Origin of the sequence: Nitrospira sp., assembly GCA_024760545.1 — a bacterium.
GTDB lineage: Bacteria > Nitrospirota > Nitrospiria > Nitrospirales > Nitrospiraceae > Nitrospira_D.
Map to the genome: position 1 here is coordinate 4,030,354 of CP060501.1, position 26,010 is coordinate 4,056,363.

Below are 26,010 nucleotides of genomic sequence, written 5' to 3' on the forward strand. Positions count from 1 at the left end.
CGGGTGAAATTGAGGGTTTCCCAGTCAATCGCCAATATATGATTCGAGGGGGACAAAGTTAAGTAGCCATGGGTGACCCAAAAGGCTTCATGAAATATGCCCGTGAGGGCCCGAAGCGAAAGCCGGTCGAGTTGCGTGTGCTCGATTGGAAGGAAATGTACGAGCCGATCGCCGAAGAGAAGCTGAAGACTCAAGGCGCGCGCTGTATGGATTGCGGTGTGCCGTTTTGCCAGGGTAACACCGGCTGTCCCGTGGTCAATCTGATCCCGGAGTGGAACGATCTCGTCTATCGCGGCCGCTGGAAAGACGCGCTCAAGGCCCTGCATACGACGAATAACTTTCCAGAGTTTACCGGCCGTCTCTGTCCCGCGCCCTGCGAAGGGGCTTGTGTGTTGGGTATCAACGAAGATCCGGTTTCCATTCGCATCATCGAATGGAACATCGTCGATCGCGGCTTCAACGATGGACTTGTCACTCCGATATTGCCGGTCGTCAAAACCGGGAAAACGGTGGCGATCGTCGGCTCCGGTCCGGCGGGGCTCGCTGCCGCGCAGCAACTGGTTCGGGCCGGCCATGACGTGACCCTTTTCGAGAAAGCCGATCGGATCGGCGGTCTGCTTCGCTACGGCATTCCCGACTTCAAAATGGAAAAGTGGGTTATCGACAGGCGATTGGAGCAGATGAAGGTCGAGGGAGTGAAGTTTCAAACCGGCGTCGCGGTCGGAAAGGACATCACCGGCGAGCAGTTGCGCAAACAGTTCGACGCCGTGGGTTTGACGCTCGGCGCCGAACAGGCCCGCGAGCTGCCGATTCCGGGAAGAGAACTCAAGGGCGTGCATCTCGCGATGGAATACCTCACCCAGCAAAACAAGCGCACGGCAGGCATTCCTCTCAGCGATGAGCCGATCACCGCGAAAGGCAAACGAGTGGTCATCATCGGCGGGGGTGATACGGGATCCGACTGTCTCGGGACCACGCATCGCCAAGGCTGCGTCGAAGCGCATCAATTTGAGTTGCTATCGGAGCCCCCGCCGCAGCGTGCCGAGTCAACCCCTTGGCCGCTCTGGCCGATGCAACTGCGCACGTCGCATGCTCATGAAGAAGGCTGTGATCGGCAATGGAGCGTGTCCACGACGAAGTTTACCGGCCACAATGGCCATGTCACCAAGCTGCACGGGCATCGCGTGCAGTTCAGCAACGGCAAGTTCACGCCTGTTCCCAACACCGAGTTCGAGATGAACGCCGATCTGGTGCTGCTGGCCATGGGGTTCACCGGTCCGATCAAGAACGGCCTGCTCGATGACCTGGGTGTGAAGTATGACGCGCGTGGGGCTGTGACGGTCGACGGGAACTTCATGACCAACCTTGACGGCGTCTTCGCCGGCGGCGACACGAAACGCGGCGCCTCACTCATCGTCTGGGCCATCGCCGAAGGGCGAAAAATGGCGGCGGGTATCGATCAGTATCTGCATGCCGGAAAATCCGCGAAGGTGTCTGTGAAATGAAAAGAAAGACGAAGACCACGTCGAAGCCAAGAAGAAAAGCCTCCAACAATATGTCGATCGAGGAAAAGCTGCATCTGATAGACGAGCTCTATTTGAGAGCGGCTCAGGATGGATCTCTAGAACGATACCGACGAGAAAGAGAGAAAGGAGTCGAAGAAGTCAGGCGCAGATGGCAACTCCTCAAAGAACGGTTACTCCCAAATCCTTCCCTTAGTTGTTAAGCTATCTCATTCACTTTCTAGAGTTTTCCGGTCCATGTTTTTGGTCGCCTGTCCTGCTCTCCTCGCGGTCCCGAGCGTCCCTTGTCGGTTGATTTGAACGGAAACCGCTAGCGGGCTGCTATATTCGTAAGCATCCGCTAAAATAGCCTCGTGTCGGTCTTCGAACCCATATTCCAAATACTCAATGCGGCAGAAGTTCGTTATGTCGTAGTCGGCGGCCTTGCGACCGTCATGCACGGATATGCCCGAGCAACAGCCGATGTGGATTTGGCCGTAGATCTAGCGCCAGGAGAAGCTACGAAGATGATTCAAGCGCTAGTGGCGAGAGGATTTCGCCCGCAGGTGCCGGTAGCTCCTGAGCAATTTGCGGATTCTACAGTTCGAGAAGTATGGCATCGAGAGAAACATATGCGAGCTTTTTCACTTGTTGATCCAGCAAATCCGATGCGAGTGGTAGACTTGTTGCTCAAGCCGGAGGTGCCATTCGAAGAGCTCTTGGCCCGTTCTCAAGAAGTCATGTTGAATAAGATAAAGATCAGAATTGCTTCGCTCGATGATCTAATCCTTTTAAAACGACGGGCCGGAAGACCGCAGGATCTGGCGGACGTTGTGCAGCTGGAAGCTATCCAACAGCAAAAGGGAAGCCGTTAATATGGTTGAAAAGTCCGTGGTGTCCTCACAGGAGACGCAGCCAGCAGACTGGAATGCCGATGATCAGAATCTGCTTGCTGCGACACTGTTGGCGACTCCAGTTCAACGCCTGGCCTGGCTGGAGGAAATTCTTCATTTGGCGTACGCGAGCGGCGCGTTGAAGCCGAGACGATTCATCAGCAAAGGAGAATGGGACGCGATGGGATCATCGTCGGAATGATCGTCTGAGCCATAGCCGAAGGCCGAAAAATGGCGGTAGGAATCGCTACCTCGGTTTGAAAGTCATCGAGCAATTAGTGAAGTAAAGCCGGGAGTTCTGTCACGCTACATGATTGGTTTGAACAGCTAAGAAGCTTTCAAGAACGATTGAAAGGAAAATGTGCTTACGCGGCGACGGTACTGAGGGGCACTTCTTCATGCTCAGTGTGATCGGAGGTGACAGAAGCTTCACGACCTTCGATCAGATCCAAGACTCGCTGACGGTCGCCTTGGGCGTAGCGAAGGAACTCGATGCCGACCTGATTGTCTTTGGTCCAACGAACGATTGAGACTTCGACGGCCAGAGGAGATTCCGCGTCTGGGGTTTCGATGTGCAGCGCGAGGTAGCTCCCCGGAGTCAGGGCGACACTGCTTTGCATCCTGCATCCCGTTAGTGAGAGATTGAACAGAATTCCCTCACCTGCGCCGTCGTCGGTCTGGACGCTGGCGGGATACCGCACATGCATTCTCGGGCTACTCCGTAGCCGCATACGTGCCTCCGTGCTATTGTCCATATCGGTAACGCCAAGGAAAACTTGAAAGCGGCTTGGCTTATTTGGCTATTAACGTGGCGCTGACGGAGCGACTGTGAATACGAGTCTGGTGCGTGGCGCCCGTCTGTTGCGTTTGACATGCTTCTCCGCCCTCATCGCTTCACACACGGAGTTTTTCTCCCCTTGTTGTGCTTAAGGCGAGTGTGTATTATGATGGAAATCATACACATTATGATGCGGAGGGCCTATGCGTACCAATATCGTGATCGACAATAGTCTTATGCGACAGGCGATGAAGGCGACGGGTCTTTCAACCAAGAAGGCCGTCGTAGAAGAAGGCCTCCGATTACTGATCAAGGTAAAGGGGCAGGAAGGCATTCGCCGCCTACGTGGAAAGATCATATGGGAGGGTGATCTCGATACGATGCGCGAAGGCCGGATCAAGGTAGCTTCATGATCATAGTCGATACGACGGTCTGGGTCGATTACATCCGGGGTACGACGACACCTCACACCGTATGGCTCGAATCCCACTTGATCAGCGAACGACTAGGGCTTACCGATCTGATTCTTTGTGAGGTGTTGCAAGGAGTAACCAACGATGACCAATTCAAGGCAGTGCGGGGAGAACTTCTGAGGCTCGCCGTCTTTGAAACAGGAACTGTTGAATTAGCCATTCAAGCGGCTGCGAACTATCGGAAGCTTCGCGCCTCCGGTAGAACCGTTCGAAGGACAATCGATTGTCTTATCGCTACCTTTTGCCTGATTGAGGGCCACACATTACTTCACAATGATCGCGACTTTGACCCATTCGAAGATGGGCTTGGATTGAAAGTTGTGCATCCAGAGAAAGGGAACGGCAATTGATCATTGATCAGCATTATCCCCGCGCAGCCCAAAAGCTTTTCATGGTGACATTGCCCACTTGAGAGAAAATAAAATGGTAGGGAGTCTTTTCTAGCCCTGGAACAGTATTCGCTTCGCGGCGAGTGCCGCGAAGCGAGACATCAGACTTATCGAGCAACGTGGCCAGAGCCCCGACCATCCGATCCTCGCCAGCATGTCGGACATGCGGTATGTGAAGTGTTTCATCATCCAGATGCCTTAGCGGATCAGCCTTACGGTAACTCAGCGTCAGACGCTGTGCATGAGCATCAGGTATCTATGGCCTTTTTAAAAGGCAACATCTCGCGCAGTTGGGGTCAAAAGATGGCTCCCATGCCCATATAGCGGCGTTTGGCGTGCTCCAGAGCCCAGGGAAAGAGGTGGTCAAAGTATCTGGGACCACTGATAACGCGCCACCCCCCAGGCAGGCGCGATGCCATCCCATGCGCTTGTCCCCGCCAACTCGGCGGGATCATTCGCCGTCGTAACCAGCCTGTCGCATGGTGCTGTAACCATCGCCTGTAGTCTCGCATGGACTCGTCGGGAAGGAATCCCTCGTTGGGGTTCCAGAGCACGACCGCGGTTGCGTTCTTCTCGCGAGCGAAGAGTTCTCGGTCCACACCGGCCTCCTCGATGATCCGTCGACAGAACGGACGGTCATAATCGCCGCCCACGCTCCAAGGTTTCATGTCCTCGCTGGTTGAAATGCGATAGACCTGCTCGCTATTTCTCACCCCGAAGAACAACACGGGACAATGGATAAATCCCACCCATAGCCGCCATTCGCTAAGGGCCAGTCCGGTCGGATCTCCCCGAACGATATCTGGTGATCGATCGTGCGGGTCGATGCCCCATACGATGTCGCCATAATACCCGGTCAACAATACTCTTTCCTGCAAATGGCACCGTGCCGCCGCGAAGTGTACCTCTTCCCCATAGGCATCGGCGGCAAGAAACGGCACTTCCGCGAACGGCTCCTGTCGCCACGCGGTCCGGTCGAGCACGATGGCGTGAAGACCGAGTCGTTTCGCGATGGGCTCACCGCTATCGGCACGGCCTTCTCTTCCCTGCTGAAACGTCAGCACGTCTGTATTGCCCATTTCGCGGGCCAGCACGGCGATCGTTGGAGAGTCATACCCTGCGGAGAGAGTCCCCAGCGGGCGATAGGGCCACTTGCGAAGTGGGTCCATCATGTTTCGACCGATGGCTCTCAGCGAGGCTTCCAGAAAATATCTGTATTCTTTGAAGGTATTGAAGATTCGGTCACCGAGCGGCTTCTCTGTCACGTCGAGCGATCGGCCGTTCCATCGAAGATTATGAAAGTACGTGAGACGTAGAGGGCCTTGCGTAGTGTGAAGGAGACCTTTGTATTTCTGAAGGCCGTCGACAATCGACCGGAAGTTCGAATAGTAATCGTCCGCGAGGGGGTCGACGGAAAGATTCAGTGTGGCGCACAGCGCGACCAGAGAATTGGAGATATAGACATGGTTGCGTACCTGGATGGACACCAAGCGATCTACGGTGGAGCCGGATGACACAAACGTCACAGTGCCATCGGACACTCGCCCGCCAGACCCAAATACCAGGTCCGTTTGATCGAACCGGCCTTCTGCGAATGGACCGTCCCAGACGGCTTCAGCAAACCACTCCGGCCCTGTTTCAACCCGGCTGCCGTGCGCGAGAATCACCTCGGTGTCGGAACATTGTGCCACCCAGGCCAGTGACGGCCAGCCTAAGACATGTCTGAACTGCAACTGGATACCCATATGTCCTGTGATAGGACCCTGCTCCTATTGTGTAGCGCACTTTTCGCGGATGGATGTGTACTGGATCTCGCCTGTTGGAAAATGAGCAGGAGCGCTGCACCCCTTGGCAAACAAGCACGTCAAGCTTGGAGTGTACGTTTCCTCCGCCTCGACGGGCAAGCCTCCATATTGGCAACGCGACCAAAATTGCGACCATCCGATCCTCGCCAGGATGCCGGAAACGCGGTATCTGAAGTGTTTTATCGTGCAGGTGTTGTAACCTCTCGCTATGAGTGAGCCTGACGGCGTCTTTCTCGATTGCTCATGCAATCGAGAAACCGCTTCTTCTCCTTGCGACACTGCCTCCTTGACTCCACCCTGCGAACCGCCTAGCATGCCGCCGCTCACTTCTATGAACGCAAAGGAGTTCGTCATGAAATCATATCGTCTCGTTGTCAGGATGTCCGTATTGTCTGTAAGCATGCTCAGTCTTTTGTCTGTCGGCTGTGTCAAACCAGTGCCGATGGTCGCCATTCCTGGTTCCGATGCTTCTCCACCGACCCTCGCCTGGCAGACCTACAACGTGGTGACCAAAGAGCGAAAAGATATTGTGCAGGACGGGCAGACAGTCGAGGTGGCGGCGAGCGATCAGTATGTGGTGACGTTTGCCGTAGAAGATCAGGAGAGCGGCGTGAAAGATGCAACTCTGACCGGACATGTCCAATTTAAGTGCGAGTTGGGCGGGAAGGTCGTCGAGGAGAAGAATTTCGATCTGGAGCCGCAGGAAACCAAGACGCTTCCGAACCATGAGAACCAGGTCGCTGTGAGTGCGGCGTTGACCTATGTCGTCGAGTTCAACAAGCGGGGGTGCAAGGAACTGGAGACGTTCGGGGGAGGCACGCTGTCTCTGACGGGGAAGGGCCACAACTCCGTGAACGGTGGGGGAATGAAGACGCTGCGTATGAATTTGAAGCGGCAAACAGCGCAGTAGCGCCGGGAAGAACTAGTTGCCGGACATGTCTGATGGCTTAAACTCCATCGCTTTCTTTTCGGCTGAAGCCCGCGGGAGGTTCTACGAGGACCTAGAAATGGATCGGCGGCTGACGTGGTGAGTCAGCCGCCTTCCCTTGAAGATTATTGCTGAATAGCCGACAGGAGCCACCGTCCATCCCGCACGCGCATGAAGGTCCAGACTTCGCGAGATTCACTCGACGTTTCCTCATTGCCCTCAACCAGATAGCCTGGTTCTCCGCGTGGGATCGTCGTGGAGACGGTATAGTCGCGGGCGTTCCAGCATAGATCCACGGTCGCGTAGTCCGTGGTGTCTTCGGACCAGGCTTCACGCACGTCTCCCTTGAGCAGCTCTACTCCTTCGACGTGATTGTGCACTCCTCGACTGTTGTCTTCGGCCAAGGCAGTGCTGAAATAGCTGAGCATTTCCGGCGTCAAAGAACGTCGCAATGCCGCCACATCTTGCGCACTCCAGGCGGATTGAATGTCGGTCAGCAGTTGCTGAAAGACTGCCTTATCCTCGGTGGTCACAGTGAGGGCATCGGTTGTCGGCCTATGGGTGGTGGCGTTGGATGAAATGTCGATGAGACTTCCCCTCATGGCCGAGTTGCCTGAGAGTCCGGTGAACACCGGCGCGGGTGTGCGGCGGACTTTTTTGAAATAATAGAGCACACCGGCTCCGACCATCATCAGCAGCAAGAGCAGTCCGAAGGAGTTAGATGATGATGCTGGCTCCGCATCCGTGGTCTGGGCGATGCTCTCCGTCGCGCCAAAGAGCATATGACCGATCCAGGTTCCGGCTAACCCACCGGCGATTCCAGCGAGCAGCGGATTGCGTTGCCACCATGAAGGAGAAGTGGCCGGGGCGGACTGACCGGTTGGGCTGTTTGCTGCGTGAGGCGGTGGAGCGGTTGACGGCTTGGGAGTGGTGGATTGTTCAATGGGCTTGGCGCCATTGTCTTGATAGGTGCGGGATCCACGGCTGCCCATCCCCATTGGCGAGGTTCCGCCGCGAGAGGCGCCCGAAAAACCTCCGCCCGATCCCCGCGCCTTCGCGAACGAGAAAGTCGGCATGCCGACGAGCGAGGCGATAAGACAGATCGCAATGAGGTGTGAGCTTTTCACCATGGGGTTTCCTTTCACGACAGGCTAGGACGCGTTGATCGATATCGGCTCATCCTAGCAGCTTTGAGCCAAGAAAACCTGAAATTTGCTGCTGGGATGACCACATCGAGCGACGACCGAGCTGCACCGCTTTTCAGACTGGGTGCGCTAGGAAGGAACGCCCAAGCCGGATCAACACGTCGCCATAGGCGCGCGGTGAAATTCCGCCACGGTGGGAAACACCAGCGCGGCAAAATCCCAGTATCGCATGCGGATTGCCTCTGAGTGAGTGCCCCCTTCAAAGACGATTTCCTCGTCATGTGTGAGGGACCGATCGACATAGACCGGAAGGCCATACAGAGTTCCGAGAGGGGGCATCGCGCCAACTTCACAATCCGGGAAGAGCTGGGTGATTTCTTCTTCGGTCGCGAGACGGACGCGGTGGGTCCCGAACATCTTCCGCAGGCACGGCACATCCACCTTCCAGGTGGCCGGCAGCACCGTTGTGACGAACCGCTCTTTTACCTTCACGATGACTACCTTGGCCATCTCCTGTTCCGGTACACGGAGCGTCTGTGCGACGGCAAGAGCCCGGAACGTCTGTGAGTGCGGCAACACATCATAATGAACGTGTTCACGATCGAGATGCGTCTTCAGCGAGTATGGAATGGGCATAATCGTACCTCCTGTGGCGCCTGACCTCCAGACGGAGGTCGCTGGTGAGTAATACATGTAGGGCAGTGCCTGAAGAGGACGGGATGATCGTCGGGATGGGGCTCATAACTACGCCTCCATCTAGATCATGATGACCGGCAACACACGATGACTATATTTCGCTGATTATATTCCGTTTGAAGGAGCGTGCACAACGATTATTGAAAATCCGGCCGTTCTTTTTTACTGATGATCGGATCGCAAAGGGGTGTGGTGGGAACAGCGCCCCGAGACCGGCTTATCTTGGCTGAGGATGATGGTGTAGCCGATTCAGACCGTCGAGGGCCGCGGTGCGGTAGCACTCGGCCATCGTGGGATAGTTGAAGACATTGCGCACGAAATACTCAACCGTGCCTTCATAGGTCAGGACCGATTGTCCGATATGAATCAATTCAGTGGCTCCCTGGCCGATGATATGAACGCCCAGCAGTTTATGTGTGTCGCGGTGAAAGATCACTTTCAAGAGACCGTGGAGTTCACCGCTGATGTGGCCCCGCGCCATTTCTCGAAAAAAGGCTCTTCCTGAGGCGTGCGGGACGCCTGAGGCGGTGAGTTCCTCCTCCGTCTTTCCGACCATCGAAACCTCGGGAATACTATAAATGCCGTATGGAATCACTTTTATTTCATGCTCGTCGGATACTTGAAGGGCGTGGCAGGCGGCGAGGCGGCCTTGCTCCATCGCCGTCGCGGCAAGGGCTGGAAAGCCGATGACATCGCCGGCTGCGTATATATGGGGAATCGTGGTCTGGTAATGGGCATTGACTTGGAGTTGTCCTTGCCGGTCGGTGACGAGGCCGATCGCGGCGAGGTTCAAGGCTTCCGTATTGCCGACCCGCCCCATGGTGTACAGCAGCATGTCAGCCGTCACCGTTTCACCGGGGTGGAGTTGAACCGTGGGGCGCCCGGCTTCGTTGACGGCGATGTCCAGGTGTTCTTGTCCGAGCCGGATAGCGACGCCGTTGTGTTGCATCTGAGTGTCGAGCGCGCTCGCGATTTCCAGGTCGAGGAACCGCAACATCTGCGTTCTTCGATCGATGAGAGTGACCTCGATGCCGAAGGCGGCCAGCATCGACGCATATTCAGTTCCGATGACACCACCTCCGACGACGATGATGCTCGCCGGATGCTTTGTCGTGCGCAGAAACGTGTCGGAGTCGAAGATCGTCACGTCGTCGAAGGGAATCTCGGAGGGGCGTCGCGGCCGCGATCCGGTGGCCAGGACGATGACCGGGGCATGGACATAATCGATCTGCCGATCCGATCGTGCCACGCTCAACGTATGCGGATCGACAAAGCCGGCGGTGCCCTGGATGATCTCGATGCCGTTACGCTGCAATTGATCGGTGATCACGGCGATTTCGGTCTCGATGACCTGATCTTTGCGCGCCATGAGGTCGGGGAGCGTCAGCCGTCTGGTCAGTTCCGCGCCCAGCTGGGGTAATCCTCGCCGAACCAATCCATGAATGTATTCGATCGTGTCTTTGAGCGTCTTGCTCGGTAAGGTGCCTGTATTGAGAGACGTTCCGCCCAGTTGCGAGGATTTCTCGATCAGGGCAACGCGCTTCGACAGCTTCGCTGCTTGGACTGCCGCCTTTTGGCCGGCTGGTCCGCTTCCGACCACCAGCATGTCATACGATTTCATAGAAGATCTTGGAACGTACCTTTCGTCGGTGCTTACGATATCCTGACGACTGCTGCTCGCCAAGAAAATTGCGGATTGTTTGAAGCCAGTTGGGAGGGGCGGAGACTGTTCAATCCGATGCCATGGGTCTGCGAGTCGGTGGACTGCTTGAATCGTCGCAGGGCAGGTTGTATGGTAAAAGCATGCCTCGGTTTCGCATGATGATATGGTCTCTGGGGATAGCCACTCTGATCGGTGTAAGCATGGGTCTACCCTTTTCCCATGCGGGTACAGGCGGAGACGGAGGCGCGATCGGGCCGGCAACGTCCAGTGTGACGGCGCCTGTGCCTCTGTCTACAACAGCGGAGACCGGAAAATTACAGGAACCATCGGCGTCCATGCCGATGGAGGGCACGTTGATCCTGCGTACTCTTCCGACTGTGTCGAGACAGCTCTCGGTGGGGGGAGCGACGCTTATGCCGTATGTCGGCGCTGGGTTCGGAGGGGGCTATGCCACCGAAATTGATCGCTCGCTTACGACTTCCCTGTCCGCTCCATCTTCCTCCTCCAACCTCTCCGATACCGGAATGAAAGGCCTGGCCGGGCAGATGATCCCGAATGAAGTCCAGTTAGGCATCCGGTTTCCGTTTTAATTTAGGTTGAGACTTGCCCGGGCTACCGGTCTGTGAGACTCATCAACGCGCGTGTGTTCAGAACATAGGAGAAAAGAGGAACTGCTGTGAAAGAAGGGTATCGGTTGGTCGTTGTCGACAAAGACGGGGTGTTGGTCAGCGAATTCCAATTGACGAAGAACGCACTAGATCAGCCGGCGGCGTTTGTCGCCGCGCTGAAAGCATCGATCGAGTCCGTGGAAGAAGAGGAGCCCTGAAGATAAATCAGGCTAGTACCGCCGTACCGACATGGGCGGGGAAGATCCCTGCCCACATCGTCTCGCTCACAGTTACTTGCCTACTTTCAACAGCCAGCCATCGGCTTTGTCACAATCGTTGGGTCCTTTGGCGAAAACTTCGACCCGGATGTAGCTGCCTGTCACGGTGGCGGGCAGTTTACCCTTGACCAGATACCCGTTCGTGATTGTGGTGACAGTCACCGGGACCTTTTCCTCCTTGATTTTCACAGTGATGCTTGGCCAGTTGGTGGTTTTGGATGCAAGAAATGAAAATTCTGATTTTGGCGCCACCTCTACATTATTCTTCTCCGCAGAAAATGGAGTGGGCGTGAAAGCAGAAAAATACACTTGAGTACACGGGTCTATGCTGCCGGGGGAGTACGGACTGGTGTCATATGCCCAGGCTTGACCGACGGTACCATAGACCCCTATTGCCACAACGAGCCGTAGAATAGTTCGCAGACTCACGGTATGCCTCTCTATAAAAGTGTGGTGGATGAGTAAATCGGTCTCGATAAACGGGCCGTATTGTAACTCCTGCGCTAGAAAAAACAACCCCCCTCCGCGCCTCTCACCGGCGATCTTCCTGCGGTGACCCCGCTTCAATTACTTGGTCGTGCAGTTATTGTGTGCAGTCTTGGAGTTGCTGCCTGCCGGGGAACCCCATTTGGGACGGTGGACGGCCCGTACCGTGCCGCTCTTTACTCTAGGTTTCCCACTCGGATCGTCATGTCCGAAAATGGCGAGCAGGGTGTCACTCGCCGCCGCTATAATCACACCTATGCTGCTCGATGCTGTCACCTGTTACCGCGCGCTGCTGGCGCGTGATGCGCGCTTCGACGGACGCTTTTTCATCGCTGTCTCATCCACGCATATCTATTGCCGGCCGATCTGTCCGGTCAAGCCGCCCAGGCTCGAGAACTGCCGATTCTACCTGAGTGCCGCTGCAGCCGAGGTCGACGGCTACCGGCCTTGTCTGCGTTGTCGTCCAGAACTCGCACCGGGCAATGCGAGCGTGGATGCGACCACACGCGTGGCACAGGCCGCGGCGAGCCTGATTGAGGATCGTGCGCTCGACTCCGACGGATTAGTAGGGATCGCATCCAGTCTCGGCATCACCGACCGGCATTTGCGACGAGTATTCAGCGCCGAGTTTGGCGTTTCGCCCGTTGAGTTTGCCCAGACACAGCGTCTGCTGCTTGCCAAGCGTTTGCTGGCCGATACCGGTTTGCCGGTCACCGAAGTCGCGTTCGCGAGTGGATTTGGGAGCTTGCGGCGCTTCAACGCGCTCTTCAGACAACGATATCGCCTCCAACCTGGACAGTTGCGCCGGCGCGTGAATGGTCGGGCAATGCCGGTTACCGATGCTCTGAGTTTCGAACTCAGTTATCGCCCGCCCTATGATTGGCCGGCCATGACGGCGTTTCTCGGTGCACGGGCGATTGACGGTGCTGAAATGCTTGACGGGCCCCGTTACCGGCGCACCGTGCGTGTGACATCGGAGGGCAAAGACCATGTCGGATGGATCGAGATCGGACCATCACCGAAGAAGCCGGCACTCCATGTCGCGGTCTCTTCATCGCTCGCCCGGGTTCTGCCGCCATTGCTTGCGCGCATCAAGACGCTCATGGATCTGTCCTGCAATCCGACGGAGGTTGCAGGCGTGTTGGGAAAGTTGGCGCAGCGTCCCGGTATCCGCGTCCCGGGTGCATTCGACGGATTTGAAATCGCGGTGCGTGCGATTATTGGACAACAAGTGACCGTTGCCGCGGCGCGGACCATCGTAGGTCGGTTCGCTGACGCGTTCGGGGATCCGCTCGAGACGCCGTTTGAGGCATTGACTGTGGTGTTTCCATCTGCGGCACGTGTGGCTGACGTGGCGGTCGGCCTCATCGCGCGTCTGGGGATGCCGGCGGCACGCGCACGCACGGTGATCACGCTCGCGCGTGCGGTCGCGGACGGTGGCCTCGTCCTGACGCCTCACGCAGATCTCGACGAAACGCTGGAGCATTTGCGCGCGCTGCCCGGCGTGGGGGAGTGGACGGCGCAGTACATCGCTATGCGGGCGCTTGCCTGGCCGGATGCATTTCCTCATACCGATCTCGGCGTCATGAAGGCGCTGAAGGAGAAAGATGTGCGCCGCGTGCTCGAAGCCGGTGAAGCCTGGCGGCCATGGCGCGCGTATGCCGTGATGCAGCTCTGGCATTCACTGACCAAGGAGTAATCATGCCGTACTACGACTACTATCAGAGTCCCCGTGGACGCATGTTGCTGGTTGCCGATGACCACGCGCTGACGGGTGTCTATTTCACCGGACAGAAGTATCACCCTCGTGTCGACAAGGAGTGGAAACGAGCGGGGCGGCATGCGCCGTTACGCCAGGCGAAGCGCGAATTGGCCGAGTATTTCGGCGGCAGGCGGGCGCGCTTTACGGTCAAAGTCGCTCCGTACGGTACACCGTTCCAGCGCGCAGTGTGGAAGGCGATTGCAAGTATCAGATTCGGCCACACCATCGCGTATGCCGAATTGGCGCAGCGCGCAGGGTACCCCGGGAGTGCACGAGCAGCCGGTGCCGCCACCGGCCGCAATCCAATCAGCATCATCGTGCCCTGCCATCGCATCGTCGGCTCGAACGGTTCGCTCACCGGTTATGCCGGCGGTTTGACGAAAAAGCGCGCGCTCCTGGCCTTGGAAGCGGGGTCGAAGCTCACGTGCCATACGTGCGAGACACCCTCTCTGTGAGGAGGCCTGGCGTCAATCGGCATACTTGTTGAAGCGTCCCCAACCCAGCGATGAAGGAGGTTGTCCATGGCAGCGAAGGTGAACGCAATTCCAGCGGGCTATGAAGGCGCAACGCCGTATCTCATCATCAACGATGCAGCTCGGGCGCTTGAGTTTTATGGGAAAGCCTTCGGAGCTTCGGAAATCATGCGCATCCCGACCCCGGATGGAAAGGTCGGACATGCGGAGATCAAGATCGAGACTGCGATCGTCATGCTGGCCGACGAATTTCCGGACATGAATTGCAAGAGCCCTCACTCGCTTGGTGGCTCGCCGGTGAGCATCATGGTGTACGTGCAAGACGTGGATGCATTCGTGAAACGAGCCGTGGCGGCCGGCGCGAAAGTGATCAACCCGGTTGAGGATAAATTCTACGGTGACCGTTCCGGCAGCCTGGAAGATCCCTTCGGACATCACTGGCATTTCGCCACACATGTCGAAGATGTGCCGCCCGACGAGATGGCGAAACGAGCAGAAGCATTCAAGAAACAATAGGGCGGGGCGTAGCGTTGGAGAAAAGGTCTCCGAGCTTGTTGCAAGACCATATCGCAATACGCCTGGATCCACAATCGGGCAATCCTATAAGCCGTGCGCCAGTAACACCTCCCCCGCCTTCATGCCTCGTGCCGGAATGACACGGCCTCCTGCCGAAAGTGCTCTTACTGAGTCCCCACCCCATCAGAAACACGTGGATCTATCGATAGCTCGCTAGTTAAATCCGATTAAATATCTTTCTCCTGTGCACGATCCATCTTCCAGCACTTTCGTATAGGGCCATTCAAAATGGCTCTAGGAGCCGATTTATAAGAATTGTCTCTTGACAGATAGCTGAGAGCGCAACTACACTCACGCCACTTTGTAATTAAGAATAGACACGTGAGTGTTTAAGCTTACTATATCTATTCTTCAGATCTCTCGCCCACTGTCAAGGAGCGTGCGTTGATGAGCGAGCAGAAAGAGACGACCATTGCGTTAAACATCCGGTTGAAACCTTCTGATTCTTCGGCCCACCCCCGTGCAGCCAACTACACCAACGTCGGGATCGCGCAAAGCCTCGCCTATCTGGATTTCGGCTTCATCGAGCCAGCTTTCCTTGCCGCGATTGCGAAGACGGCAAAAGACGGCCTGGCGGCTCCGAAAGGCATCGAGGGGCATCTTGTCACGCGCGTGGCTCTGGACGTTGGCGCACTCACACGCTTGCAGCAGCAGATCCAACAAGTGTTGGGGAGCTTGGGAGCAGCGCAGAAACCGAAGGCATAAGACAAGAAGAGGATGTGGATGAGACACGCGCGATTACACGGCCTGATCCTATTGGGGGTAGAAGAAATGGGGTGTAGCAGGAAGAGGAAAGAAACTCACCCATTTATCTTCATTTGGCAGCGGGTGTTTAAGGCTATAGGGATACTCGTAGTTGTACTTCTCCCCATGGCAATACTGGCCATAGGGGGGTGTATGAATTCAGCACAAAGTGGGCAAACGACTCCCAATCATTCAGAGATATCTCCCCTTGAAACTGATCCAGCGAAGGGACGAGATTTTCGAGACATCAGCGTCCATCCCAATGGAGAAGAACTCCTCTTCACCGAATGCGTCTATGATCCGAAGGTGGAGCCAACCGGTGACTGCTATGTGTTGCGCTATCGTCTCGCCACGAAAAGTCTATACCGGTATGCCCTGCCCACTGGATATGTCTATCAGACAGCCAGCCTTTCACCGCACGGCCATTTTATCGTCCTGAGCCGGGTACCCAAAATCGGTATCAGTGAGGACGCCGTTCGGCAAGCGCACGATCAGTCCGAAATCGTACACATGAAGGTCGACGGCACTGGGTTCCGTGTAGTACCCCTTGCCAAGGGGTACAAGGTGGGGCCCATTATGTCGGATGATGAAACGCGCGTGGCCTATTGGCGCTCAACGCTACGGCCCCCGGGGAGCAAGACGTTCTCCAGTCATTTTGATGTGTGGGAAGTCGATCTCAAGACGGGGCAGGACCGGTTATTTGCTGGCCAGTTTAAGTTTTTCGACCGCAGCGGGCTGCAGTACCTGTCCCAAGATGAAATGCTTGTCGGTGCGGATGGACCCAGCCAATATGCACAGGCCATATCTAAGTATTGGGCCAAATACAATCGAAGCGCAATTTACCGTATCGCGCGGGGCATGCGTGCGCTTCCTGAGCCGACGCTTACTGAGGTGGAGGGAGCTCAGTATCCCTCGAGCGATCGAGCCGGTAATCTCTATTTTCAGGGGCAGCGACCTGGCATTTCGTTGTTCAGGAAAGATCGGCACGGCGAGATTCAACAGTGGGGGTGGCCTGTCCGGTATGGCCCCGGGGATTGGGGAGGGGGCGGGTGGTATGACCTTGTGGCGGATCCCGGAGGGTCCTTCATTGCCTTCGTCTACAAAATTAAAGGAACCCTTGCTCGGGATGCGAAACGAAGGCTGGGGCTGCTGATCACGCAGACCTCAGAGTGGCGAGACTTGAATATTCCCGCCCTACAGGCCAGCCAACTCATTCCGGTCACTGCAGCGGAGTTATCATCCAACTGAAGGGGAGCGAAGAAGGAGACGAACTCATGGCAGAGCAAAACGGTGTAATGGCACAGGTCAAGCTTGGCATTGAGCCCTGTGTGAGTGATTGTGGGTATGTACGTCATTCATAAGAAGATGAGGACGACAATGCAGGTTGTTGCTTGTAATGCGCTGATCGTCGTGACTGCGGGTGTGCTCGCGATTGGTTGCGGCGAATTCCCAATTCCCTTCATCCCTTCTTTTTCTGCAAAGGATCTTGCCATGGCGACTGAACGCCCATCAGAGGAGACGAAACCTCCAACGTGGACCATCAAACATCGGTTGCACCATGACTCGGGGGTCACAGCAGTGGCGATGAGCCCCAACGGACGGGAAGTGTCAGCCGGCGGCATTCTGAGTCCGACAATCAGCGTGTGGAATGTCGAAACAGGTGCTCAGATCCGTGTGCTGAAAGGGTTGAAGGGCAGCACACAAGCCCTCGCCTATAGCCCGGATGGACGGTTCTTTGCCGCCGGTCGCGGGATGATCACATCCGCAGATACCTGTGTGTTTGTCTTCCAAGCTGGAACCGATACGATTCTCCAACGGCTTGAGCCGCCGCCCATCGTCACGCGTGATGCGCCAAAGGGGGTCGGAATGGTGGAGTCTCTGCAATACAGTCCGGATAGTCAGTTCCTGGCTGTGGGGTTTGTCGGGGGAGCCATTGGAATATTTGAAGCCGAAACTGGAAACCTGAAAGAGGCTTTTCACGCACCGACAGCCATCGATGGACCCCTCGCCTACAGTCCAAGAGGGAGGTACCTAGCCATCAGTGCGCGCTGGACAATATCATCACCGGAAACAGCGGCAATAATACGCTCAACGGGGGGGCCGGGAATGATCGGCTGGATGGCGGGCGCGGCAACGATACGCTGGAGGGAGGAGTGGGTGACGACACCTATGTCGTCGATCAGGCGGGCGATGTGGTTCGGGAGCTTGCGAACCAAGGCACCGATGCGGTGGAAAGCAGCCTCACCTACACGTTGGGCAGCCACCTTGAAAACCTGACGTTGACCGGCACCGCTGCGATCAATGGGACGGGCAACTCCGTCAATAATACCCTTCGGGGCAATAGCGCCAATAACACCCTCACAGGCGGGGCGGGCAACGATACTCTCGACGGCGGAGACGGGAGGGATACGTTAATGGGTGGCAAAGGCAGCGACACCTATCTGATGGGGCGAGGCGCAGGTAAGGATTTCGTTCAGGACACGAGTGGTTCGGCGGATACGATTCGCTATGACAGCGGAGTGCAGCCCCTGGATCTCGTGATCAGTCGCCAAGCCAACCATCTGAGGCTCGCCCTCCATGGCTCGTCTGATCAGGTGACCGTCGAGAATTGGTATGGTGGGACCACGAATCGAATCGAGACGATCCAGGCCGGCACTGGGCAGCTGCTGCTCAGCACACAAGTCGATCAATTGATTCAGGCCATGGCGGCGTTCACGCAACAGTCCGGCCTCACATGGGATCAGGCCATCGAGCAGCGGCCTCAAGAGGTGCAGGCCGTGTTGGCCGCGAGTTGGCAGTAGAGATGAGTGAGACGTTCAGCCTCAGAGAGCTGATTTAGTCGCTGGGGGGTTCGAAGTGGCCTGAGGGACGTTGCTGCCAGGGGACGGTTGCCTGCCGAGATTGTTTCACCAAACTACGCAAACTCATTTCAGCGGCTCGTAGGAGTTTTGGATCGCCGGCTTGCATGAGCGTCGTCAGGAGAACATAGAGGGATCGATCTGTACGCGATCCGGCCAAGATACGATTGGTCACCGGATCGGTCTGCGAAGTGTCCGGTTGTTCACCCTCGTCCACGTCTGTGAACAGCTGTGTAAAGGACCGAGGGTCGTCGAATAGCCAAGCTGGAGGGATGCCAAGCACACCAGCGAGCGCTTCGAGTGTACTGATGGTCGGATCCATTTGGCCCGATTCAATTTGTTCGAGGAGCGCTGAGGAAATGCCGGCTGCGTCTGATAACGATGTGAGAGAGTAATTTTTCGAGAGTCTCCACGCTTGGAGAGATGGTCCGATCGACATCGCGCGATGATACACAATGGTGTGTCCAGCTTCAATAAATCAGTCTCCAGTTTCAATATTATCGTTATTTGTCAATTACTTAAGAGGCGTTTCGATCGGACGTCAAATCGGGTATAATGCGCACGCGAGATTTATGTGTGGAGTTGAAGGAGGTGGAGATCCATGTTGGGGACGGATATTCGCGGTATCATGGCTGAGGAGGAAGAGGTCCAGCGCCGGCAAGATGCCCTTAAGTCTCTGATGACGATGCGGGCAAGGCAGCTTCGAGAATCGTTGGACGAGCGAATCAAACGGGCGAGGAACTGTGGAGATTGGACCCAGCTTTCCAAGGCGGAGTGCGCAAGTCTTCACAAGCAAGAGAAGGCCCACTTACAGTCTCAGCTTGAACAACTCCAGTTCGAGCAAACACGGACTCGAGGAAAGCTGACCGCGCTGAAGCGAGCCAAGGCGAGGGCTCAGCGTATTCGTGCTGCAGAAGCGGCCTCCGAACGAAGGCGCCGGTAGTTGACTGATTCATCCTTCTTGACGATATTTCCCGCAGCGTGATGTCAAGGGGTATGGTGGATGCAGTGTCGCATCTGCTGGCTCTGACCCGTGCGCAGAGCTCTCTGATCCGGCAACTTCTTCGGGACAAGAAAACCAGGTCGAGGGAAGGAGCTTTCGTCGTCGAAGGCGTCAAGTCTTGCCTCGATCTGATTTCTCGGCACCCACAATCTATTCGTAGCCTGATTGTATCTCCGCGTTACCTCTGTGTGGAAACTGACGCAGACCGGCAAACACGAGCCAAGTTGCTTGGTCGTCAGTATATGTGTCCGGACGCCATCTTTGAAAAGCTGACCGAGGTTGATGTACCACAAGGCATGCTGGCTGTTATCCAACAGCCTCGGTGGGATGAGGCACAGGTGTTCACCCAATCAAGAGTATTGGGAGTTTATGCGGACCGCCTACAAGATCCGGCGAATGTGGGAGCCATCATTAGGACAGCCGCGGCACTAAATCTGTCCGGGGTGTGGTTGAGTGCTGATTCCGCCGATCACTTGAGCCCCAAAGTCGTCCGTGCCACGGCCGGCACGATTCTCAGTCTCCCCGTTTTTTATACCAAGGACATTCGGACCTTCTCTTCGAACGGATGCGACATCTATTCGGCACTTTTGCCTTCGGCTGACAGAGTCTCGATCAGGACGATTCGGAGGGTTCCCCGCCGTCTCGTGATTGCCGTCGGAAACGAGGGAGCGGGGCTGGCACCGGACGTGGTGAAGGCCTCTCGGGTTACATTTTCTATCCCGCTGGCTCAAGGAGTGGAGTCGCTGAATGTTGCCGCAACGGCGGCGATCTCGGCGTTCTACTTCAGCGGGTTACCGCTCGACTCCAAGATCACATCCGAGAAACCGCAACGGTTGGTGTAGATATTTGAAAATAAACCGCATTCAGCCTACTATGTGTTGATGTCTCAGATCTTATGGGTGAAAGTCTCAGATATTACCGGCTGAAGTCTCAAATGTTATGGGTGGAAGTCTCAGATGTTTAGGCAGGAGAGGATGATGAGGCTGGTTCTCATGCTAATTTGCGGGATGAGCCTAGGACTTGGTGTGGCAACGGCTTCCGCCGAAGCTGTGGGACAGGTGTATAGCCTCGATATGATTGTCGACTTGGTCTTGGCAAGGAATCCCATCGTCTCGTCGGCAGAAGGCAATATTGAACAGCAGAAAGGGCATCAGACGTCGGCAGGCGCGTACCCCAACCCGACAGTGTCCAGCAGCGGCGGCCACGGGAAGCTTAAAGACACGACCGTGGGCCCACCGGAAAATATTCAGTCACTCACCGAATACAACGTGACGATCGGACAGCCCGTCGAATGGCCGGCCATGCGAGCCGCCCGGCAACGAGTCGCGGATCTCGGATTGGCGACGGCCAACGTCGGCATGTCGGAGACTCGGCTGAATCTGGCCTCGCAGGTCAAGGTCGCATTCTACGATCTGCTGCTGTCCCAGCAGGATTCCGATCTGGCGCGTCTGAACCTCGACATCGTCGAGGGTGTGGCGCGGATCGTCAAGGCGCGGGTCAAATCAGGCGAGGCCCCGCAATTCGAAGCGATCAAGGCGGAGGTCGAGGTCCTGAAAGCTCGGCAGCTACTCGCGCGGGCCGACAATCATGTTCGCATCAGCCGCGTCGTCGTCGACACCTTGACCGGGGGTGCACTCGGACCGACCTATACGGTCCATGGCGAGTTCAGGACGATTCCTCGGGATTTACAGATTGAAGGTTTAATGGCTCGCATGATGGAGCAGCATCCGACGATCCAGCGCCTGCTGAAATCCGTGGAGCAATCGGACTGGAAGATCGAATTCGAACGGCAGGCACGGGTGCCGACGGTCACCGTGAACGGGGGCTATTGGCGAGAGATGGGGCGAGAAGCGTTTCAAGGCGGTCTCTCTGTTCCGGTGCCGCTCTGGTACCGGCGTCAGGGAGAAATTGCGTCGTCGCTGGGAGCCAAACGGCGTGAAGAAGCGGAATTGCTCCGGACACGCAATGAATTGGGACGAGCCGTCTATCAGCATTATCAGGATGTCCGCACGACGGCAGAATTGATCGAGGTATTCGATAAAGGGTTGTTGAAACAGGCTCAGGAGGCTCTGAGGCTCGCGCAGTTCAGTTTTCAACAGGGCGCATCCAGTCTGTTGGAAGTGCTCGACGCGCAGCGCGTACAGCGGCAGACGTTACTGGATTATGCGCTGGCGCGGCGCGACCTCTCCGTCTCGCTGGCCAGACTTGAGCAAGCTGTAGGGGGAGGGCTGTGAACGTCTTGTTCGATTCGATACGAACTTCTTCGCCATCCGTCAGTCGTGGTGTTCGGGGGCTTTTGCTCGGTTTGATGGTGATGGAGGCGGGTTGTGATGGAACGCCCAGCGATGTGGTGGCCAGTAGGTCGCCCGTCGCAGTGTCCACGCCGGGTGTCATCACATTGTCGACGGAAGAATCGTCACGTGTAGGGCTGATGGTCCAGCCGGTCGCACGCAGCGACTTTCGAACCCACCGGGATTTCCCCGCGATCGTTCAGCCCAATCAACGGAACATGGCGGAAATTACAACCTTGGTTCGCGGTCGAGTGGTCGAGGTGTACGCGGACCTTGGCCAAGAAGTCAAAGCGAACGCACCATTGGCGATTCTATACAGTAGTGAATTGGGCCTGGCTCAATCGGGTCATCTGAAGGCGCAAGCCAAACTTCATGTAGCGGAGCAAGCCTATAGTCGCGCCCAATTCCTTCTGGAGGAAAAAGTGATCGGCGAAGCGGAAGCGCAACGGCGGCATGCAGAACTGCTGAGCACTCAGGCCGAGGCCAATGAGTCGCGCGATCGACTGAAGCTGCTGGGAATGAGCAATGAAGAACTTCGCCGTCTCGACCGCAGCCGGGAGATCCGATCCGTCGTGCCGATTGTGGCACCCTTCGCCGGCCGTATCATCGGGCGCAACCTGACACGCGGAGAAGTCGTTGAGACTACCGAAAAGCTGTTCGTGATCGCGGATCTATCGGAGGTCTGGGTTCAAGCCAACATCCCGGAGAAAGACATTCCTTTCGCCCATTCTATTCATGCGTCAGGCGGCACGCAGGTCGAGGTCCGTATCAATGCCTATCCCAACGAAGTGTTTAAGGGGACGATCACCTATGTGGGAGACGTTCTGGATCCTGTGACGCGGACCATGCAGCTCAGGCTTGAACTGCCGAACCTGGATGGACGGCTCAAACCAGAAATGTTCGCGACCATTCGCCTCTTTTCCGAAGCGCAGCCGGACCGATTGGCGGTGCCGGAGGCGGCGCTGCAACGCGATCAAGGTCGAACGTTCGTCTTCGTGCAACGCAGCGCGAACGAGTACGAATTGCGCGAGGTCCACGTGGGCGAATCCAACGGCACGCTCACCTCAATCCTCGGCGGCCTGAACGAAGGGGAGCCGGTCGTGACGAACGGTGCCTTTGTCTTGAAGTCCGAGTTGTTGAAGAAACCCGTCTGATGGTCTCCCGCCTCCTCGACATCTCCCTGCGTCAGCGGATGCTCATCATCATCTGCGCGCTCATGATCGGAGCCGGAGGTATCTATGCCTTCCGGACCATTCCGATCGATGCGTTTCCCGACGTGACCAGCGTGTTGGTGCAGGTCGTCACGAAGGCACCTGGCCTTTCGCCGGCCGAGGTCGAGCGCTTAGTGACGTATCCGATCGAGCTGCAACTCACGGGTGTGCCCTCCCTCACGGAGATGCGCTCCCTCACCAAAGTCGGTCTGTCGCTCATTACGATCGTGTTCGATGACTCCATGGACATCAACCTGGCCCGCCAGCTGGTGCTCGAGCGACTGCTCGAAGTCGAGGAACAACTTCCATCCGGAGCGAAGCCGATGCTCGTGCCGAACAGTACGGGATTGGGCGAAGTATTCCAATATTACTTGGAGGCGCCTTCTGGATTCACTGCCGGTATCGACTCCGAACACCAAAATTTGATCGAGCAACGGACGATTCAAGATTGGGTGATCCGGCCTCTCTTGAAGAGCACGCCGGAGGTCATCGATGTCAATTCAATGGGAGGGTACGTCAAGCAGTATCAAGTGCTGGTTGAACCGGGCATGTTGCGAAAGTTCAACCTCACGCTTCGTGACGTGTTCGACGCGGTGGCCAGAAACAACGCCAATGCCGGCGGCAATATCCTGGAAAAACACGCGGAAAAATACATCGTGCGAGGGATCGGACTGATCCGCTCCCTTGAAGACATCGAACGGATCGTGGTCAAGGAAACCGGTGGAACTCCGGTCTATGTCTCGGACGTCGCTCGGGTGCGCGTCGACCATGCGGTGAGGCACGGCGCAACGGTTTTGGATGGAAAACGTGAGGTGGTCAGTGGAATCGTGCTGATGTTGCGGGGCGGGAACGCGCGGGATGTCGTGGAGGGTATCAAGGCCCGCATCGAAGACATCCATGCCAAGCACTTGTTGCCGAACGGGTTGCGCATCGTGCCGTTTTACGACCGTATCGAACTGATCACCGAGGCATTGAACACTGTGTACAAGTCGCTGGCGGAAGGTGTCGTGCTGGTGGTCGTCGTATTGTTCCTGTTTCTGGGGAACATTCGCAGCGCGCTGATCGTCGTTGGCACCTTGGTCTTGGCGCCGCTTGCCACGTTCATCGTGATGGGGCAAATCGGGTTGACGGCCAATCTGATGTCTCTGGGGGGGTTGGCCATCGCGATCGGGATGATCGTGGATGGGTCGGTCGTCGTCGTCGAAAACGTCTACCGTCATCTGTCGCACCATTCAGCCGCGGCCACACCCAGGCTGCAGCTCATCATGAGTGCAGTGAAGGAAGTCGGACAACCGGTTGTGTTCGGCATTCTCATCATTATCCTGGTTTTCTTGCCCCTTCTGTCTCTCCACGGGATGGAAGGCAAGATGTTCAAACCGCTCGCCTATACCATCATGATCGCCCTGTTGGTGTCGCTCCTGTTATCGCTCACGCTCTCTCCGGTCCTCTGCTCATTGGCTCTGACGCAAGGCAGTGAGGAAGATCCGTGGATCGTCCGGCAAGCCAAGCGTCTCTATGCCCCTGTGCTTCGCTGGGCTCTTGGGCACCGGACCGCGGTGGTGGTGATGGCTGTGAGCGCCTTGATCGGCGCGCTGGCATTGGTGCCGTCATTAGGGACTGAATTCATCCCGATTCTGAACGAAGGATCGATAGCCCCACAAACCATTCGGCTTCCCAGCGTGTCGCTTCCCGAGTCCATCGAAATCGAAAAGCGCATGCAGCAGGCGATCATGGAGTTTCCGGAAGTGGAGATGGTCGTGTCGAAAATCGGCCGCACGGAATTGGGGAACGATCCCCAGGAGCCGAACGAGAGCGATCCCGTCGTGCGGCTCCGGCCGTTGGATCAATGGACAACGGCGCGGACCATGCCTGAGCTCATGCAGAAGTTTCGTGAACGTTTGACCAGCGTCTCAGGAGCGACGTTCCTGATCAGCCAGCCGATCCAGCAGCGGGTCGATGAGTTGATCTCCGGCGTCCGTACGGAAGCCACCGTCAAGCTGTTCGGCGATGATTTGGAGATGTTGCGGAACAAAGCCCAGGAAATTGCCGAGGTGTTGGAAACCGTCCGCGGTGTTCGAGACATCAAGGTGGAGCAATTGTTCGGACAACCCTACCTCACCATCGATATCGATCGCAGCAAGATTGCCCGCTATGGGATCAATGTCGCCGATGTGCGGGAAATCATTACGACCGCCATTGGAGGAGAGGTTGCGACTCGCGTGTATGAGGGGCAGCAACGGTTCGATTTGGTGGTCCGGTTCCCCAAACAGTACAGAGACAGCGTCGAGACCATCAGCAACATTATGCTCAATGATCCAGGCGGTGGCCTTATTCCTCTGGCAGACCTGGGGACCGTGCAGCTGGAAGAGGGGCCCGGCCGTATCAGCCGCGATCAGCTTCAACGTTATGTCTCGATCGGATTTAACACGCTGGGGCGTGACATCGGCAGTCTGGTCGCCGAAGCGCAGCAGAAAATCGAGCAACGCGTGGATCTCCCTACCGGCTACAAAGTCACGTGGGGCGGGTCGTTCGAGAATATGGAACGGGCCATGGCGAAGTTGCGGATCATCGTTCCAATTACGATCGGATTGATCTTTTTTCTGCTGTATTCGACGTTCAACTCGCTTCGGCAGGCGGCTCTGATCATTTTGAATCTGCCATTTGCGTTGATCGGTGGCGTGGTGGCGCTGTGGTTGACGAAAGAGTATCTCAGCGTGCCGGCGTCCATCGGGTTCATCAACCTCTTCGGTGTGGCGGTGCTGAACGGCATCGTGCTCGTGTCCTACATGAATAAGTTGCGCGAAGACGGCCACAGCCTGGATGAAGCAGTCACGTCAGGAGCGCTGCTTCGGTTGCGTCCCGTCTTGATGACTGCGCTGGTCGCACTGTTGGGTCTCGTCCCGCTCGCATTCGCACAAGGTATCGGGTCGGAGGTGCAGCGTCCATTGGCGATCGTCGTCATCGGTGGCCTCGTGAGTTCGACGCTGCTGACCTTAATCATGCTGCCGGTCCTCTATCGATGGCTGGAAGGGCAATCGGTTGGAACCATGCATCGCGGCGACCCGCGAGGAGGAGCGATGCTTGACCTCCATGACTCTGGAACTCCTCATGGAAACGGTGAGCCGAAACTTTCTCGCTATCCCGGCGAAATACCATCGACGTGATGCGTCAGTCCTGAAGTGTGTGGAGACACAACTGTCGGCAATCGCCCACAAATATATCGAGATGGCAGCAGATGATGGCAAATCTACAATTCCTCGCTGATCAAGGAGCTGAGGAATGGAATGTCGCAGGGATGCGATTGAAGGGCAATTTTCTCTTACATATTGAGAGGTTCCTTCACCACAGGCATGGGTTATTGAAAAATAATACCCCTCTTTGGGGGGATGGATGTTTCAGTCACTAAACATTAAAAATGTGATGTAATAGATAGGAAAATTGAGCAATA

General features: G+C 56.5%; 28 protein-coding genes. 20 read left to right on the plus strand and 8 right to left on the minus strand.

Annotated elements, in window-relative coordinates:
• The first annotated feature begins 68 nt into the window (after positions 1-68).
• From H8K03_18975 to H8K03_18985, 3 genes are all read left to right on the plus strand, one after another.
• Positions 69-1,505 carry a glutamate synthase subunit beta gene (locus tag H8K03_18975; protein UVT19839.1) on the plus strand — a complete coding sequence of 479 codons (1,437 nt, stop codon included), beginning with the start codon at positions 69-71 and terminating at the stop codon, positions 1,503-1,505.
• A 371-nt stretch (positions 1,506-1,876) separates the two neighbouring features.
• Complete coding sequence (locus H8K03_18980; GenBank protein UVT19840.1) at positions 1,877-2,377, plus strand: nucleotidyltransferase; 501 nt, start codon at positions 1,877-1,879, stop codon at positions 2,375-2,377.
• A 1-nt stretch (position 2,378) separates the two neighbouring features.
• Positions 2,379-2,597 carry a hypothetical protein gene (locus tag H8K03_18985; protein UVT19841.1) on the plus strand — a complete coding sequence of 73 codons (219 nt, stop codon included), beginning with the start codon at positions 2,379-2,381 and terminating at the stop codon, positions 2,595-2,597.
• 163 nt (positions 2,598-2,760) lie between these two features.
• Here the strand turns inward: H8K03_18985 and H8K03_18990 are convergent, their stop codons facing one another.
• A complete protein-coding gene (locus H8K03_18990) occupies positions 2,761-3,126 on the minus strand; it encodes a PilZ domain-containing protein (GenBank protein ID UVT19842.1) in 366 nt (121 codons plus the stop codon).
• A 250-nt stretch (positions 3,127-3,376) separates the two neighbouring features.
• On the opposite strand from H8K03_18990, the gene H8K03_18995 reads away from it, so the two are divergent.
• Positions 3,377-3,586 carry a type II toxin-antitoxin system VapB family antitoxin gene (locus H8K03_18995; protein ID UVT19843.1) on the plus strand — a complete coding sequence of 70 codons (210 nt, stop codon included), beginning with the start codon at positions 3,377-3,379 and terminating at the stop codon, positions 3,584-3,586.
• Entirely contained in the window at positions 3,583-3,996 is a 414-nt protein-coding gene (locus tag H8K03_19000; GenBank protein ID UVT19844.1) for a PIN domain nuclease, read from the plus strand. Before H8K03_18995 ends, H8K03_19000 begins: the two co-directional genes overlap by 4 nt.
• 13 nt (positions 3,997-4,009) lie before the next feature.
• Here H8K03_19000 and H8K03_19005 read toward each other — a convergent pair whose 3' ends face one another.
• Positions 4,010-4,174: a hypothetical protein gene (locus H8K03_19005; protein ID UVT19845.1), complete on the minus strand. Its 165-nt coding sequence runs from the start codon at positions 4,172-4,174 to the stop codon at positions 4,010-4,012.
• A 157-nt stretch (positions 4,175-4,331) separates the two neighbouring features.
• Positions 4,332-5,780 carry a hypothetical protein gene (locus tag H8K03_19010; GenBank protein UVT19846.1) on the minus strand — a complete coding sequence of 483 codons (1,449 nt, stop codon included), beginning with the start codon at positions 5,778-5,780 and terminating at the stop codon, positions 4,332-4,334.
• Positions 5,781-6,192: 412 nt separating this feature from the next.
• Between H8K03_19010 and H8K03_19015 the strand changes: the two genes are divergently transcribed.
• Positions 6,193-6,750 carry a hypothetical protein gene (locus H8K03_19015; GenBank protein ID UVT19847.1) on the plus strand — a complete coding sequence of 186 codons (558 nt, stop codon included), beginning with the start codon at positions 6,193-6,195 and terminating at the stop codon, positions 6,748-6,750.
• 143 nt (positions 6,751-6,893) lie between these two features.
• Here H8K03_19015 and H8K03_19020 read toward each other — a convergent pair whose 3' ends face one another.
• The 3 genes from H8K03_19020 to sthA form a co-directional block, all read right to left on the minus strand.
• Positions 6,894-7,898 (minus strand): TIM44-like domain-containing protein, encoded by a 1,005-nt coding sequence (locus H8K03_19020; GenBank protein ID UVT19848.1) that lies wholly within the window; start codon positions 7,896-7,898, stop codon positions 6,894-6,896.
• A 168-nt stretch (positions 7,899-8,066) separates the two neighbouring features.
• Entirely contained in the window at positions 8,067-8,549 is a 483-nt protein-coding gene (locus tag H8K03_19025) for a YbaK/EbsC family protein (protein ID UVT19849.1), read from the minus strand.
• A gap of 277 nt (positions 8,550-8,826) precedes the next feature.
• Positions 8,827-10,230: a Si-specific NAD(P)(+) transhydrogenase gene (gene sthA, locus H8K03_19030; GenBank protein UVT19850.1), complete on the minus strand. Its 1,404-nt coding sequence runs from the start codon at positions 10,228-10,230 to the stop codon at positions 8,827-8,829.
• Between the two features lie 197 nt (positions 10,231-10,427).
• Here sthA and H8K03_19035 point away from each other — a divergent pair, with 197 nt between their 5' ends.
• Positions 10,428-10,862: a hypothetical protein gene (locus tag H8K03_19035; protein ID UVT19851.1), complete on the plus strand. Its 435-nt coding sequence runs from the start codon at positions 10,428-10,430 to the stop codon at positions 10,860-10,862.
• 86 nt (positions 10,863-10,948) lie between these two features.
• Entirely contained in the window at positions 10,949-11,098 is a 150-nt protein-coding gene (locus tag H8K03_19040; protein ID UVT19852.1) for a hypothetical protein, read from the plus strand.
• A 72-nt stretch (positions 11,099-11,170) separates the two neighbouring features.
• Here the strand turns inward: H8K03_19040 and H8K03_19045 are convergent, their stop codons facing one another.
• Positions 11,171-11,587, minus strand: a complete 417-nt coding sequence (locus H8K03_19045) for a hypothetical protein (GenBank protein UVT19853.1) — start codon at positions 11,585-11,587, stop codon at positions 11,171-11,173.
• A gap of 313 nt (positions 11,588-11,900) precedes the next feature.
• Between H8K03_19045 and H8K03_19050 the strand changes: the two genes are divergently transcribed.
• From H8K03_19050 to H8K03_19080, 7 genes are all read left to right on the plus strand, one after another.
• Entirely contained in the window at positions 11,901-13,343 is a 1,443-nt protein-coding gene (locus tag H8K03_19050; protein ID UVT19854.1) for a helix-turn-helix domain-containing protein, read from the plus strand.
• A 2-nt stretch (positions 13,344-13,345) separates the two neighbouring features.
• The gene (locus H8K03_19055) at positions 13,346-13,861 is read left to right on the plus strand and encodes a methylated-DNA--[protein]-cysteine S-methyltransferase (GenBank protein UVT19855.1); all 516 of its coding nucleotides are present in this window, start codon (positions 13,346-13,348) and stop codon (positions 13,859-13,861) included.
• 66 nt (positions 13,862-13,927) lie between these two features.
• The gene (locus H8K03_19060) at positions 13,928-14,395 is read left to right on the plus strand and encodes a VOC family protein (GenBank protein ID UVT19856.1); all 468 of its coding nucleotides are present in this window, start codon (positions 13,928-13,930) and stop codon (positions 14,393-14,395) included.
• Between the two features lie 447 nt (positions 14,396-14,842).
• Complete coding sequence (locus H8K03_19065; protein UVT19857.1) at positions 14,843-15,160, plus strand: hypothetical protein; 318 nt, start codon at positions 14,843-14,845, stop codon at positions 15,158-15,160.
• A gap of 192 nt (positions 15,161-15,352) precedes the next feature.
• On the plus strand, positions 15,353-16,447 hold the full coding sequence (locus H8K03_19070; protein ID UVT19858.1) for a hypothetical protein: 1,095 nt from the start codon (positions 15,353-15,355) through the stop codon (positions 16,445-16,447).
• A gap of 129 nt (positions 16,448-16,576) precedes the next feature.
• Positions 16,577-17,476, plus strand: coding sequence for a hypothetical protein (locus H8K03_19075; protein ID UVT19859.1), 900 nt, complete (start codon positions 16,577-16,579; stop codon positions 17,474-17,476).
• Positions 17,428-18,000, plus strand: coding sequence for a hypothetical protein (locus tag H8K03_19080; protein UVT19860.1), 573 nt, complete (start codon positions 17,428-17,430; stop codon positions 17,998-18,000). The genes H8K03_19075 and H8K03_19080 overlap by 49 nt, the downstream gene beginning before the upstream one ends.
• A 34-nt stretch (positions 18,001-18,034) precedes the next feature.
• Here the strand turns inward: H8K03_19080 and H8K03_19085 are convergent, their stop codons facing one another.
• Complete coding sequence (locus H8K03_19085; GenBank protein UVT22547.1) at positions 18,035-18,496, minus strand: helix-turn-helix transcriptional regulator; 462 nt, start codon at positions 18,494-18,496, stop codon at positions 18,035-18,037.
• A 162-nt stretch (positions 18,497-18,658) separates the two neighbouring features.
• Between H8K03_19085 and H8K03_19090 the strand changes: the two genes are divergently transcribed.
• The 5 genes from H8K03_19090 to H8K03_19110 all read left to right on the plus strand — a co-directional run bounded on the left by H8K03_19090 (position 18,659) and on the right by H8K03_19110 (position 25,726).
• A complete protein-coding gene (locus H8K03_19090; GenBank protein UVT19861.1) occupies positions 18,659-19,000 on the plus strand; it encodes a hypothetical protein in 342 nt (113 codons plus the stop codon).
• A 53-nt stretch (positions 19,001-19,053) separates the two neighbouring features.
• Positions 19,054-19,902, plus strand: a complete 849-nt coding sequence (locus tag H8K03_19095) for an RNA methyltransferase (GenBank protein UVT19862.1) — start codon at positions 19,054-19,056, stop codon at positions 19,900-19,902.
• A gap of 183 nt (positions 19,903-20,085) precedes the next feature.
• On the plus strand, positions 20,086-21,294 hold the full coding sequence (locus tag H8K03_19100; GenBank protein ID UVT19863.1) for a TolC family protein: 1,209 nt from the start codon (positions 20,086-20,088) through the stop codon (positions 21,292-21,294).
• Positions 21,291-22,505, plus strand: coding sequence for an efflux RND transporter periplasmic adaptor subunit (locus H8K03_19105; GenBank protein UVT19864.1), 1,215 nt, complete (start codon positions 21,291-21,293; stop codon positions 22,503-22,505). Before H8K03_19100 ends, H8K03_19105 begins: the two co-directional genes overlap by 4 nt.
• Entirely contained in the window at positions 22,505-25,726 is a 3,222-nt protein-coding gene (locus H8K03_19110; protein UVT19865.1) for an efflux RND transporter permease subunit, read from the plus strand. The genes H8K03_19105 and H8K03_19110 overlap by 1 nt, the downstream gene beginning before the upstream one ends.
• The last annotated feature ends 284 nt before the right edge of the window (positions 25,727-26,010 follow it).